Consider the following 14019-nt stretch of genomic DNA (forward strand, 5'->3'; position numbering starts at 1 on the left):
GCGGACAGGGTGTTGTTGGGGCCCTTGCGGAAGGTCGTGCCGATGGGGTGGACGGGCGGCAGGTAGACCACGTCGAAGCCCATCGCCGCGATCGCCGGCAGTCGGCGCGCGGCCGTCTCGAAGGTGCCGTGCGGACGCTCGGGGGTGCCCTCGGAGCGGGGGAAGAACTCGTACCAGGAGCCGTACAGGGCCCGTTCGCGCTCCACCAGCAGCGGCAGCGGATCCGAGGCGGTGACCAGGTCCCGCAGCGGATACCGCCCCAACACCGCATCCACCTCGGGCGTCAGCGCCGCCGCCAACCGCCAGGCGGCCGGGCGGCTCTCGTCCCGCAACGCCTCGACGGCCGCGAGGATCACCTGACGCCGTCCCTCGCTCTCGGGCACCCCTGCGGCCGCGCGCTCGTACAGCCGCGCGCCCTCCTCCAGCACCAGTTCCGTGTCCATCCCGGCCGGGATCTTGATCTGGGCGTGGTGCCGCCAGGTGCTGACCGGATCGCCCCAGGCCTCGACCCGGTAGGTCCAGTGCCCGGGCTCGCCGGCGGTGACGGTGGCGCCCCAGCGGTCGGTGCCCGGCGCCAGTTCACGCATCGGCGTCCAGGGGCCCAGGCGGCCGTCCGGGTCGGTCAGCACGACATTGGCGGCCACGGCGTCATGCCCCTCGCGGAACACGGTCGCCGAGACCTCGAAGGACTCTCCGGTCACGGCCTTCGCGGGCCTGCGCCCGTGCTGGACGACCGGGCGGACGTCGAGGACGGGTATGCGCCCCACGCCGCCGGACGTGTCCCTCGCGGAGGGTCGCTCCGCGGCGGGTGGTCCGGTGTCGGCGGTGACGGCGCGTTGCACAGGGAGTGCATCGGTGCGGGACGTCGGGGGTGAGGACGACTGGTGGTGCATGGCGGGCATGACCGCTCCTGTCCGCGTCAACGTGGGTGGGCGGATGGCTGTGGGGAGGTGGGTCCTGCGTGGTGTTTCCCAGTACGCCCGGGGGCGCACGGGTGGGGTGTACCGGAGGAGCCTTCCCACCCTATTCGGGTACGCAATCCGGCACTTTGTTAACTACTCACGCGTATGTCTACACACAAGACCGGCCCCGTTCGCAAGAACGGGGCCGGTGGCTGCATTTCGCCGCGCAGAGGCCGCTACGACCCCGGTACCTGCAGCAGTTTGTTCGGCGAGCCGAGCCCGCGCCCGGAGACCTTGCCGGACACCGTCCCGTCCACCAGCGCCTTGGACACCTGCGCGGGCCGGGCCTTGCGGTGGTCGGCCAGATAGAGCGCGGCCACGCCCGCCGCGTGCGGCGACGCCATCGACGTACCGGAGAAGGTCGCCCTGCCGGAGTCGCTCGCGTACGACGCCGAGGTGATCGAGACGCCCGGGGCGAACAGGTCCAGGGTCGGGCCGAAGTTGGAGAAGCCCGCCCGCGCGTCCTTCTTGTCGGTGGCGCCGACGGTGATGGCCTCCTTCACCGCGGCGGGGGAGTAGAGGCCGGCCGGCAGCCCGTCGTTGCCCGCCGCGACCGTGTAGGTGACGCCGGACGCGATGGAGTTGCGTACGGCGGCGTCCAGCTGCGCGTTGCGGGGGCCGCCGAGGCTGACGTTGGCGACCGCGGGCTTCTTCGCGTGCCGGGTCACCCAGTCGATGCCCGCGATGACCTGGGCCGTGGTGCCGCTGCCTGCGTTGTCGAGGACGCGTACGGCGACGACCTTCGCGTTCTTGGCGACGCCGTACTGCTTGCCCGCGATGGTGCCGGCGACATGGGTGCCGTGGCCGTTGCCGTCGCCGGCGGTCCTGTCGTTGCCCACGAAGTCCCAGCCGTAGCTCGCCCGGCCGCCGAAGTCCTTGTGCGAGACGCGGATTCCGGTGTCGATCACGTAGACGGTCACTCCGGCGCCCGCGGACTCGGGCCAGGTGTAGCGGTTGTCCAGCGGCAGGTTCGGCTGGTCGATGCGGTCGAGCCCCCAGGACGGCGGGTTCTTCTGGGTGTGGTCGAGCGTCACGCGGGTGTCCTGGACGACCGACGCGACACGGGAGTCGGCTGCGAGCCGCTTGGCCTGTCTCTCGCCCGCCTGGATCGCGTAGCCGTTGAGGACCGTGCTGTAGGTGTGGCTTATTTTCGCCCCGTACTTCTCGGCGAGGCTCTTTCCGGCCGCCGACGGAGCCTTCGTTCCCCCCTTGAGTGTCACCAGGTAACTGCCGCTGACGGAGCCGGGTTCTCCGGCGCCGAGTATCTGCCCCTCCGGTGCGGCGTGCGCGGGCATGGTGGCGGCCGACAGTGCGGCGACGCAGGTCACCGCGGTCAGGCCACCGGCCCGGCGCAGACGCCGTGTGCGCGTCCGTGCCATGGTGTGAGTTCCCCTCCTCAACTCGGCGCACGGCGGCCCCGGTTCGCCGGGTGCACCCGGTGTGGGCCGGTGCGCCATGTGTCAGCCTCTCCCGGCGTGAGAAGTCGCCACAAGGAGGCCTACGGGGGCGGAATCGGCCATATCGGCCATGGGGGAGGTGTAAAGGTTGCGGCGCTTTTCGGACGGACGTGCTCTGTTCTCTCCGCTTGACAGCCACAAAAACGCACTGTGGTTACGAAGCCCCGCATACCGATAGCGTTCGGGGCGATGACGGGATGCACACCGCCGTGCCTCCCCTGCCACGCGCTGCCCGAGGTGGAACCGTGAAGGCGATCCGTCGATTCACCGTCCGTCCTGTCCTCCCCGAAGCCCTCCGGCCGCTGAGCGATCTGGCCCGCAATCTGCGCTGGTCCTGGCACGCCGAGACCCGCGATCTCTTCCAGTCCGTGGACCCCGAGTGCTGGGCCGCCTCGGGCAACGACCCCGTACGGCTGCTGGGCAGCGTGTCGCCCGGGCGGCTCGCCGAGCTGGCCGAGGACCGCCGGTTCCTGCGCCGCCTCACCGCGGTCGCCGGTGACCTGGTCGACTACGTCACGGGCGAGCGCTGGTATCAGGGCCAGTCCGCCGAACTGCCCGCCGCCATCGCCTACTTCTCACCCGAGTTCGGCATCACGGCCGCCCTCCCCCAGTACTCCGGCGGCCTCGGCATCCTCGCCGGCGACCACCTCAAGGCGGCCAGCGACCTCGGCGTACCCCTGATCGGGGTCGGGCTGCTGTACCGCCACGGCTACTTCCGCCAGAGTCTGTCCCGGGACGGCTGGCAGCAGGAGCACTACCCGGTCCTGGACCCCAACGAGCTGCCCCTCGTGCTTCTGAAGGAACCGGACGACACCCCCGCCCAGGTCTCCCTCGCCCTGCCCGGCGGCAAGCAGCTGCACGCCCGCATCTGGCTCGCCCAGGTCGGCCGCGTGCCCCTGCTGATGCTGGACTCCGACGTCGAGGAGAACGGCCTCGGCGAACGCGGCGTGACCGACCGGCTCTACGGCGGCGGCAGCGAGCACCGGCTGCTGCAGGAGATGCTGCTGGGCATAGGAGGTGTGCGGGCGGTGCGGACGTACTGCCGCCTGACCGGCCACCCCGAACCCGAGGTCTTCCACACCAACGAGGGCCACGCCGGCTTCCTCGGCCTGGAGCGCATCGCCGAACTCTGCGCTCAGGACCTGGACTTCGACTCCGCGCTGGAAGCCGTCCGCGCCGGCACGGTCTTCACCACCCACACCCCCGTCCCGGCCGGCATCGACCGCTTCGACCGCGAACTGGTCGCCCACCACTTCGGCCCCGACGCCGAACTCCCGGGCATCGACGTCGAGCGGATCCTGCAGCTCGGCATGGAGACGTATCCCGGCGGCGAACCGAACCTCTTCAACATGGCCGTGATGGGCCTGCGTCTGGGGCAGCGGGCGAACGGCGTCTCGCTGCTGCACGGCCACGTCAGCCGCGAGATGTTCTCGGGCCTGTGGCCGGGCTTCGACGCAGACGAGGTCCCCATCACCTCGGTCACCAACGGCGTGCACGCACCGACCTGGGTCGCCCCCGAGGTCTTCCGCCTCGGTGCCCGCCAGATCGGCGTCCAGCGCACCGAGGACGCCCTGACCGTCGGCGGCTCGGACCGCTGGGACGCGGTCGGGGACATCCCCGACCAGGACATCTGGGAGCTGCGCCGGAACCTGCGCGAGCAGCTGGTGACGGAGGTACGGGACCGCCTGCGCACCTCCTGGCGGCAACGCGGCGCCGGGACGGCCGAGCTGGGCTGGATCGACGGCGTCCTGGACCCCGACGTCCTGACGATCGGGTTCGCGCGCCGGGTCCCGTCGTACAAACGCCTCACGCTGATGCTGCGCGACCGCGACCGCCTGATGGACCTGCTCCTGCACCCGGAGCGGCCCGTCCAGATCGTGGTGGCGGGCAAGGCGCACCCGGCGGACGACGGCGGAAAGCGCCTGGTCCAGGAGCTGGTGAGGTTCGCGGACGACCCGCGCGTCCGGCACCGGATCGTGTTCCTGCCGGACTACGGCATGGCGATGGCCCAGAAGCTGTACCCCGGCTGCGACATCTGGCTGAACAACCCGCTGCGGCCCCTGGAGGCCTGCGGTACGTCCGGCATGAAGGCGGCGCTGAACGGCTGTCTCAATCTCTCCGTCCTGGACGGCTGGTGGGACGAGTGGTTCCAGCCGGACTTCGGCTGGGCGATCCCCACGGCCGACGGCACCGGCACGGACCCCGACCGGCGGGACGACATAGAGGCGGCGGCGCTGTACGACCTGCTGGAGCAGCGCGTCACCCCTCGCTTCTACGAGCGGGGCCAGGGCGGCTTGCCCGACCGCTGGATCGAGATGGTCCGCCAGACCCTGACCCTGCTCGGCCCGAAGGTGCTGGCGGGCCGAATGGTCCGCGAGTACGTGGAGCGCCTCTACACCCCGGCCGCCCACGCGCACCGCGCGATGACGCCGGACGCGGCGCGCGAACTGGCGGAGTGGAAGGGGCGGGTGCGCTCGGCGTGGCACGGCGTCACGGTCGACCACGTCGAGACCTCGGCGGCGACGGCCACCGCGGAACTCGGGTCCACGCTCAGCCTGCGTGTGCGGGTGGGCCTGGGCGACCTGGGCCCTGACGACGTGGAGGTCCAGGTGGTCTCGGGCCGCGTCGACTCCGAGGACCGCATCGCGGACGCCTCGACGGTGCCGCTGAAGCCGACCGGGAATCCGGACGCGGAGGGGCGGTGGGTGTACGAGGGTCCGCTCTCCCTGGACCGGACGGGTCCGTACGGCTACACGGTACGGATCCTGCCGGCACATCGCTTGCTGGCCTCGGGCGCGGAGCTGGGGCTGGTGGCGGTGCCTTCGGAGGAGGCGGGGGAGGGGGCGGGGGTGCTGATGCGGTGAGACGTCAGAACTCCTGCACCGGCGCGCACAACCGCCGCAGCACGCCCCCGCACCGCCGCGCATAGGCATGCTGGAGTCCGCGCGTGGCCGGCCCTCCGGCCCGCGCGTACCACTTCGCCCCCCGGCTGAACGCGTTCACCGTCAGCCACACGGTGCCGTCGCCCGTGCGCTCCACGACGAACGCCTCCTCGCCGCATTCCGGATGGCCGGACAGCGTGCCGTACGCCCAGCCGACCCGCCGGTGCTCCTCCACCGTCCAGACCACCCGGCACGGCGCCTTGATCACACCGGCGAGGCTGACCGTGACGTCGACCTCGGGAGCCGCGCGATCGGCGCTCGCGTCGATGCCGACGCCCATCGCGCGGTGCATCTCCCAGGTCATGACCGCCTCGGCGGCTCGGCGGAAGACCTCTTCGCCCTCGCCGATGCGGGTGCGCACGTGCAGAGGGTGGAATCCGGGCGGGCAGAAGCCGGTCTCCCGGGTCGCGCCGACGTCTTCGTACGTGAAGGACATGGGGCACAAGCGTAGGGCGGCACCCGGGGATGCCTTCGTCCCGGGTGCCGCCGCGCCGGCTACATGTGCGTCAGTTGACGTTGACCGCCGCCCACGCCGCCGCGACCGCCTTGTACTCCGTGCTGCCGGTGCCGCCGTACAGGGCGGACGCCGCGCTCAGGGTCGCCGTGCGGGCGCCCTTGTAGTTCGTCGTCGATGTCATGTACTCGGTCAGGGCCTTGTACCAGATCGCGGCGGCCTTGGCGCGGCCGATGCCGGTGACCGTCGAGCCGTTGGACGTCGGGGAGTTGTAGCTGACCCCGTTGATCGTCTTGGCGCCGCTGCCCTCGGAGAGGAGGTAGAAGAAGTGGTTCGCGGGGCCCGAGGAGTAGTGGACGTCCAGGCCGCCCAGCGAGGACGACCAGGCGTCGGCCGAGTTGCCGTCCTTGCTGGGCTTGTCCATGTAGCGCAGCGGGGTGCCGTCGCCGTTGATGTCGATCTTCTCGCCGATGAGGTAGTCACCGGGGTCGGAGGAGTTCGCCGCGTAGAACTCCACCGCCGTGCCGAAGATGTCGGACGTGGCCTCGTTCAGGCCGCCGGACTCGCCCGAGTAGTTCAGGCCCGCGGTGTTGGAGGTGACGCCATGCGTCATCTCGTGGCCGGCCACGTCGAGCGAGGTGAGCGGCTTGGTGTTGCCCTCGCCGTCGCCGTACGTCATGCAGAAGCAGCTGTCGTCCCAGAAGGCGTTGACGTACGCGTTGCCGTAGTGGACGCGGGAGTACGCGGCCTTGCCGTCGTTCTTGATGCCGCTGCGGCCGAAGGTCTTCTTGTAGTAGTCCCAGGTGACCTGGGCGCCGTAGGCGGCGTCGACGGCGGCCGTCTGGTCGCTGGAGGAGCTGGAGGCGGCGCCGGTGCCCCAGGTGTCGTCCGCGTCGGTGAACAGGGTGCCCGCGGAGGAGCTGGTGCTGCGGGCCTTGTTGTACGTCTTGTGGCCGCCGCGCGAGGTGTCGTACAGCTGGTACGTCGAGCCCGACAGCGCCGTGCCGAGGGTGACCGTGCCCGAGTAGAGGCTCTTGCCGGTGCCGGTCTCGATGCCCTGGTACTCGTACAGCTTCTTGCCGGTGGCCGCGTCGGTGACGACGTGCAGCTCGTTCGGGGTGCCGTCCTCCTGGAGGCCGCCGACGACCGTCTCGTAGGCGAGGGTCGGCTTGCCGTTCGCCGCCCAGATCACCTTGCGGGGCGCGTCGTCCGCCTCGGTCTTTTTCGAACCGGCCGCCTTGGCCAGCTTCACCGCCTGGCCTTCGGCCTTCGCCGCGGTGATCGCCGGCTTCAGTGAGGCGACCTTGATGGCGGCCTTCGTCGCCTTGGTGACGCCCTTGGTGGCGCCGGACGCCGACTCGTGGACGACGAGGTCGCCGCCGAGGACGGGGAGCCCGGAGTAGGTGCGCTCGTAGCGGGTGTGGACCGTGCCGTCGGCGTCCTTGACGACGTCCTTGACGACCAGCTTCTCCTGGGCGCCGAGGCCTATCGCGTCGGCGGTCTCGGCGGCCTCGGCCTGCTGGTCCTTGATGAGGGCGGTGCGGGCCGCGGGGGCCAGCGCGACCGGGACGGCGCGGGGGGTCGCCTCTCTGCCGCTCCGCGCCTGGTCCTCGGCGGCGGAACTGCCGGCGGTCAGACCGGTGGTGAGGAGGGCTCCGGCCGCCACCGCGGTGGCGATGGCCAGAGTGGTGCGCTTGCGACGCGCGTAGAGGGGGGTCACACGAGCTCCTTTTGTGGGGGAGGTGCAGTGGTGCTTGTGCGGCGGGTGCACGAAGAGTGACACCTGAGGCGCGTACATGTCAGGAGGGTGCGGTGATGTTGGCCGAAAGCTGACTGTCCGGTAAATGTTTCGGAAATGTGAACGGGCGCCGTCCCGGCGGGAGTTGAACCCACCGAGACGACGCCCTGTCCTGAGCGGACCGCGAACCGGCCTACGGGAAGGTGAGCTTCCAGCTGTTGATGTAACCGGTGTCGATGGCCGCGTTGTCCTGGACCCGCAACTGCCACACGCCGTTGGCGACCTCGGAGGACGCGTTGACGGTGTACGTGGTGTTGAGGTTGTCCGAGCTGCCGCCGGTGCCGTACCCCTTCAGCGTGTACGCCGTGCCGTCGGGGGCGACCAGGTCCACCTTGAGGTCACCGATGTAGGTGTGGACGATGTCCACGGCGACCTGGAGGTTGGAGGGTGCGTTGCCGGTCCGGCCGGACACGGTGATCGGGGACGTAACGGCCGCGCCGTTGTCCGGAATCGATACGTCCGTTCCGCTCTCGAAGGACGTACCGCCGCCGCCCCCGCCGTCGGAGCGCGCGCCCACGTTGACGCCCGCCCAGGCGTCCTGCACCGCCTTGTACTCGGCGCTCGTGGTGCCGTAGAGCTCACCGGCCGCCGCGAGGGTGCCGGTGCGGGCGCCCGAGTAGTTGGTGGTCGAGGTGAACTTGGTGGTCAGCGCGCGGAACCAGATCTTCTCCGCCTTGGCGCGGCCGATGCCGGTGACCGGAAGGCCGTCCGAGGTGGGCGAGTTGTAGGTGACACCGTTGATGGTCTTGGTGCCGCTGCCCTCGCTCAGCAGGTAGAAGAAGTGGTTCGCCGGGCCCGACGAGTAGTGCACGTCGATCGAGCCGATGCCCGAGTACCAGGCGTCCTTGGACGCGCCGTCCTTGCTGGGCTTGTCCATGTAGCGCAGCGGGGTGCCGTCGCCGTTGATGTTGATCTCCTCGCCGATGAGGTAGTCACCGACATCGGAGGAGTTGTTGGCGTAGAACTCGACCGTCGAGCCGAAGATGTCGGAGGTCGCCTCGTTCAGACCGCCGGACTCGCCCGAGTAGTTCAGGCCCGCGGTGTTGGAGGTGAGCCCGTGGGTCATCTCGTGCGCGGCCACGTCGATCGACGTCAGCGGGTTGGCGTTGCCCGAACCGTCGCCGTACGTCATGCAGAAGCAGCTGTCGGACCAGAACGCGTTGACGTAGTTGTTGCCGTAGTGGACGCGGGAGTACGCGCCGACGCCGTCACCGCGGATACCCGAACGCCCGTGCACGTTCTTGTAGTAGTCCCAGGTCAGCGCGGCACCGTAGTGTGCGTCGGCGCCCGCGGACTCCAGGTTGGACGGGCTGCCGTTGCCCCAGATGTCGTCGGAGCCCGAGAAGAGGGTGCCGGTGCCGGAGGTGCCGCGGTTCAGGTTGTACGTCTTGTGGTTGCCGCGCGCGCCGTCGGTGAGGTTGTACGTCGAACCGGACTGCGTGGTGGTCAGGTTGACCGTGCCGGAGTACACCGTGTTGCCGGTGCCGGTCTCGATCGCCTCCCACTCGTACAGCTTCTCGCCGGTGGTGGCGTCCGTGACGACGTGCAGTTCCTGCGGGGTGCCGTCGTGCTGGAAGCCGCCGACGACCGTCTCGTAGGCCACGGTCGGCTTGCCGTTCGCGGCCCAGATCACCTTGCGCGGCGCCCGGTTGACGTCGGGGCTCTTGGCGTCCTCCGCCTTCGCCGCGGCCAGCGCCTGCTTCTCCGCCTTCGCGGCGGGTACGGCGGCCGTGGTGGTGGCCGGCTTGATGGCGGCCCGGGTGGCCTTGACGACCGCCTCGGTCTCGCCGGACTTCGCGGTCTCCACGACCAGGTCGCCGCCGAGGACGGGCAGGCCGTCGTACGTCCGCTCGTAGCGGGTGTGGACCGTGCCGTTGCCGTCCTTGAGGACGTCACGGACGACCAGCTTCTCCTTGGCGCCGAGGCCCAGATCCTTCGCGGTGTCCGCCTTGGTGGCGTTGGCCTCGCGTATCAGCTCGGCGCGCTGGGCGGGGGACAGCTTGACGGACTCGGCGCCCGGAATGACCTTGCCCGCAGCCGACGGTGCCTTCTCCGGTGCTGCGGTGGCGGCGCCCGACTGGACGGCCGCGGCGATCAGGGCGGCCACGCCGACGAGGGCGACGGCGGCGGCCCGGCGGGGCGCCGTGGGGCGCTGTGCTGCGTGGGGGGTGCGTCTGTGGGAGGAACTGTCTCTCAACACTGACTCCTTCTGCGCGGCCGCGGATCACGCGGCCAGGGGAGACCGGTCGGCGGGTGGGCCGTCCGGGCGGAGCGAGGTGGTACGCAGAACGACGTGCGCGTGCGGGAACAGACGTGCGCGTGCGGGAGCTCGGCCGCGGGCACCGTCGTGTGACGGCGCTGTGGGGTTGCTGTGTCGCGGCCGTGGGAAGAGTGGCAGCTGACTGCGGTTTCTGTCAGGACCGCGTCAGAAAGTTGGCCGGAAATCGTTCGTTGTCCGGGAGTTCACGTTCGATAAACGGAACGGACAGAACAGTGGGCTCACACGTCGATACGGGCGAGGTCCCGCAGCCAGGCCGCCGCGTTGCCGTCCGACGGCGCCCGCCAGTCGCCGCGCGGGGAGAGCGAACCGCCGGCCGAGACCTTCGGCCCGTTCGGCATCGCCGAGCGCTTGAACTGTGCGAACGCGAAGAAGCGCCGGCAGAAGACCTCCAGCCAGTGCCGGATCTCCGCCAGTTCGTACGCCACCCGCTTGGCCTCGGGGAACCCCGGCGGCCAGGCGCCGGCCTCCGGGTCGTGCCAGGCGTGCCAGGCCAGGAAGGCGATCTTCGACGGCCGGAAGCCGTACCGCAGGACGTGGAAGAGCGTGAAGTCGTGCAGGTTGTACGGGCCGATCTTGGACTCCGTGGACTGCATCTCCTCGCCCGGCACCAGTTCGGGGCTGATCTCCGTGTCGAGGATCGCGGCCAGCGTCTTGCCGGTCTCGTCGTCGAACTGGCCGCTGCCGATGACCCAGCGGATCAGATGCTGGATCAGCGTCTTCGGCACCCCGCCGTTGACGTTGTAGTGGCTCATCTGGTCGCCCACGCCGTACGTGGACCAGCCGAGCGCCAGCTCCGACAGGTCACCGGTGCCGAGCACGATGCCGCCGCGCTGGTTGGCGAGCCGGAACAGGTAGTCGGTGCGCAGCCCGGCCTGCACGTTCTCGAAGGTGACGTCGTACACCGGCTCACCGGACGCGAACGGGTGGCCCATCTCCTGCAGCATCAGCCGTGCGGTCGGTGTGATGTCCAGCTCGGCCGCGGTGACGCCGAGCGAGTTCATCAGCTTGTGGGCGTTGTCCTTGGTGTGGTCGCTGGTGGCGAAGCCGGGCAGGGTGAAGGCGAGGATGTCGCTGCGCGGGCGGCCGGCGCGGTCCATCGCCCGGGCGGCGACGATCAGCGCGTGCGTGGAGTCCAGGCCGCCGGACACCCCGATGACGACCTTCGGGCTGCCGATCGCGGCCAGCCGCTGCTGGAGGCCCGCGACCTGGATGTTGTACGCCTCGTAGCAGTCCAGGGCGAGCCGGTCGGCGTCGGCGGGCACGAACGGCAGGCGCTCGACCCGGCGCTTCAGACCCAGGTCGGTCGTGGGCGGGTCCAGCTGGAACTTGATGCTCCGGAAGTCGCCGGTACGGGCGGCGTGGGCGCGGCGGTTGTCGTCGAACGTGCCCATCCGCTGCCGCTCCTGGCGCAGCAGGTCCAGGTCGACGTCGGCCACGGCGTACTGGTCGTCGAGCGGGAAGCGGTCCGTCTCGGCGAGCAGGGTGCCGTTCTCGTAGATCATGGTCTGGCCGTCCCACGACAGATCCGTCGTCGACTCGCCCAGACCGGCCGCCGAGTAGACGTACGCCGCCAGACAGCGCGAGGACGCCGCCCGGCACAGCAGCCGCCGGTCCTCGGCCCGCCCGACCGTGATCGGGCTGCCGGAGAGGTTGGCCAGCACGGTCGCGCCGGCCAGCGCCGCCTCCGCGCTCGGCGGCACCGGCACCCACATGTCCTCGCAGATCTCCGCGTGCAGCACGAGGCCGGGCACGTCCGCCGCCTCGAAGAGCAGGTCGACCCCGAACGGCACCTCCTCGCCGCGCAGCCGGATCGTTCCGCCGCGCTCGTCCTCGCCGGACGCGATCTGGCGGCGCTCGTAGAACTCCCGGTAGTTCGGCGGGTACGACTTCGGCGCCACGCCGAGGATCCGGCCGCGGTGCACGATCACCGCGCAGTTGTAGATCCGGTGGCGATGACGCAGCGGCGCGCCCACGACCAGCACCGGCAGCAGGTCCGCCGACCCGGCCACCACCGTGCCGAGCGCCTCCTCGACCTCGTCGAGTACCGCGTCCTGCAGGAGCAGGTCCTCGATCGAGTAGCCGGTCAGGCCCAGCTCGGGGAAGACGGCGACGGCGACCCCCTCCTGCGCGCACCGGCGCGCCTGCCGCAGAACCGCTTCCGCGTTGGCGCGCGGGTCGGCGATGACGGTGTGGCCCGTGCACGCGGCGACGCGCGCGAAGCCGTGCTGGTAGATCGACCAGAAGTTCAACGGGGCTTCCCCAGGAGAAACGGACATGACGTGTTCGGTGGAACGAATCTGCTGCTCCGAGAAGCATAGATCTCCGCTCTCACGAGTGATCGGACCCCGCCCGCTCCCCGTGCCACGACCGCCACAGCGCCGCGTACGCCCCGTCCGCGGCGACCAGCTCGTCATGGGTACCGAGCTCGGTGAGGCGGCCGTTCTCCATCACGGCCACCCGGTCCGCGTCGTGCGCGGTGTGCAGGCGGTGCGCGACGGCGATGACCGTACGGCCCTGGAGTACGGCGGCCAGGGCGCGCTCGGTGTGCCGGGCGGTCGTCGGGTCGAGCAGGGCCGTCGCCTCGTCGAGGATCAGGGTGTGCGGGTCGGCCAGCACCACGCGGGCCAGGGCGAGCTGCTGGGCCTGCGAGCCGTCCGTACGGCAGCCGCCGTCGCCGAGCGCCGTGTCCAGGCCGTCGGGCAGCCGGCGTACCCAGGTGTCGGCGCCGACCGCGGTGAGCGCGGCCCACAGCTCCTCGTCCGTGGCGGACGGCTCGGCGATACGGAGGTTGTCGCGGACCGTGCCGAGGAAGACGTGGTGCTCCTGGGTGACCAGGACGACCTGGCGGCGCAGCTCCTCCGGGCCCAGGGCGACGACGGGGACGCCGCCCACCGTCACCGAGCCGGCGGTCGGCGCGTCGACGCCGGCCAGGAGGCGGCTCAGGGTCGTCTTTCCAGCGCCCGAGGGCCCGACGACGGCGAGCCGCTCGCCCGGCCGGACGGTCAGGTCGACGTCGCTGAGGACGTCGCCGCCGCGGTCGTAGGCGTAGCGCACGCCGGTCACGTCGATGCGGTCGTCCGCGGGCGTCGGCGCATCGGTCTCGGTCGCCTGCGGGGCCCGCGCCAGCCCCTCCACCCGGGCGAACGACGCGCCGCTGCTCTGCAGTTGCTCCACCCGGACCAGGAGTTCGTCGAGCGGCCCCTCGAACTGCCGGAAGTAAAGCCCGGCCGCCACGACCGCGCCGAGGCTGATCGCCCCGTGCGCGTGCAGGATCCCGCCGATCAGCAGGACGCCCGCCACCGGGAAGAGGTACGACACCTCCACCACCGGGAAGAACACCGAGCGCAGGAACAGCGTGTGGAAGCGGGTGCGCCGGGACTCCTCCAGCGCCTCACGGCTGACCGCGACCCGGCGTTCCCGCAGCCCGAACGCCTCCACCGTGCGGGCGCCCGCCGCGGTCGCCGCGAGCATCTCCGCGACCTCCGAGCTCGCCGCGCCCTCGGCCAGATACGCCTCCCGGGCCCGCCGCAGGTACCAGCGCAGCACGAACCAGATGGGGGTGAGGACGAACACCCCCAGCGCGCCGAGCAGCGGGTCGATCGCGAAGACCGCGCCCAGCAGGAACAGCGCCTGCACGATGTTGATCAGCATCTCGGGGCCGGCGTCGCGGAGCGTGGTGCCGACGGTGGCCACGTCGGCGGTGCCGCGGGCCGTCAGGTCGCCGGTGCCGGCGCGTTCCACGACGGAGGCGTGCAGGGTGAGGGTGCGGTCGACGAACTCCTCGCGGATGCGGGCGAGGGTGCGTTCGCCGAAGCGGTGGCCTTCGTACCGGGCCCAGCGGGACAGCAACAGCTGGGCTGTTGCTGCGACCAGGATCGCCAGGGCGAGCTTGTCCACGGTTGTTACGCCGTGGCCGGTGCGGACCTCGTCGATGATGCGGCCTACCAGCCAGGGGCCGGCTAGGCCGACGATCGCGGCGAGGGAGTTCAGGGCGAGTACGGCGGTGAAGGCTTTGGCGTCGGCTCGGATGAGGCGGAGGGTGGCTTGTCGTACGTCTTCGGGTTCTGCAATGGGGAGGGAATTGCGGGGGAGAGCTCGGCACTTGGCGTTGTCTGCCGGGTGCGG

Annotated in this window: 8 protein-coding genes; 1 reads left to right on the forward strand and 7 read right to left on the reverse strand. The window is 71.0% G+C overall.

Annotation, left to right across the window (positions count from 1 at the left end; genetic code table 11):
• Together ACZ7L6_RS42845 and ACZ7L6_RS42850 are read right to left on the reverse strand one after the other, a co-directional pair.
• On the reverse strand, positions 1–902 hold a 902-nt coding region (locus tag ACZ7L6_RS42845), incomplete at its 3' end, for a maltotransferase domain-containing protein (RefSeq protein ID WP_471933871.1).
• Between the two features lie 236 nt (positions 903–1138).
• Positions 1139–2341: a S8 family peptidase gene (locus tag ACZ7L6_RS42850; RefSeq protein ID WP_471933873.1), complete on the reverse strand. Its 1203-nt coding sequence runs from the start codon at positions 2339–2341 to the stop codon at positions 1139–1141.
• Positions 2342–2664: 323 nt separating this feature from the next.
• Here ACZ7L6_RS42850 and ACZ7L6_RS42855 point away from each other — a divergent pair, with 323 nt between their 5' ends.
• Positions 2665–5283 carry a glycosyltransferase family 1 protein gene (locus ACZ7L6_RS42855; protein ID WP_471933875.1) on the forward strand — a complete coding sequence of 873 codons (2619 nt, stop codon included), beginning with the start codon at positions 2665–2667 and terminating at the stop codon, positions 5281–5283.
• Positions 5284–5287: 4 nt separating this feature from the next.
• On the opposite strand, the gene ACZ7L6_RS42860 is transcribed toward ACZ7L6_RS42855, so the two are convergent.
• From ACZ7L6_RS42860 to ACZ7L6_RS42880, 5 genes are all read right to left on the reverse strand, one after another.
• The gene (locus ACZ7L6_RS42860; RefSeq protein ID WP_471933877.1) at positions 5288–5797 is read right to left on the reverse strand and encodes a DUF1990 family protein; all 510 of its coding nucleotides are present in this window, start codon (positions 5795–5797) and stop codon (positions 5288–5290) included.
• Between the two features lie 70 nt (positions 5798–5867).
• Complete coding sequence (locus ACZ7L6_RS42865) at positions 5868–7535, reverse strand: M4 family metallopeptidase (RefSeq protein ID WP_471933879.1); 1668 nt, start codon at positions 7533–7535, stop codon at positions 5868–5870.
• Positions 7536–7746: 211 nt separating this feature from the next.
• On the reverse strand, positions 7747–9810 hold the full coding sequence (locus ACZ7L6_RS42870; RefSeq protein WP_471933881.1) for a M4 family metallopeptidase: 2064 nt from the start codon (positions 9808–9810) through the stop codon (positions 7747–7749).
• Positions 9811–10112: 302 nt separating this feature from the next.
• Complete coding sequence (locus ACZ7L6_RS42875; protein WP_471933883.1) at positions 10113–12170, reverse strand: NAD(+) synthase; 2058 nt, start codon at positions 12168–12170, stop codon at positions 10113–10115.
• 52 nt (positions 12171–12222) lie between these two features.
• Positions 12223–13965 (reverse strand): ABC transporter ATP-binding protein, encoded by a 1743-nt coding sequence (locus ACZ7L6_RS42880; RefSeq protein WP_471933921.1) that lies wholly within the window; start codon positions 13963–13965, stop codon positions 12223–12225.
• Between the last annotated feature and the right edge of the window lie 54 nt (positions 13966–14019).

The organism is Streptomyces sp. NPDC107522 (genome assembly GCF_055657525.1).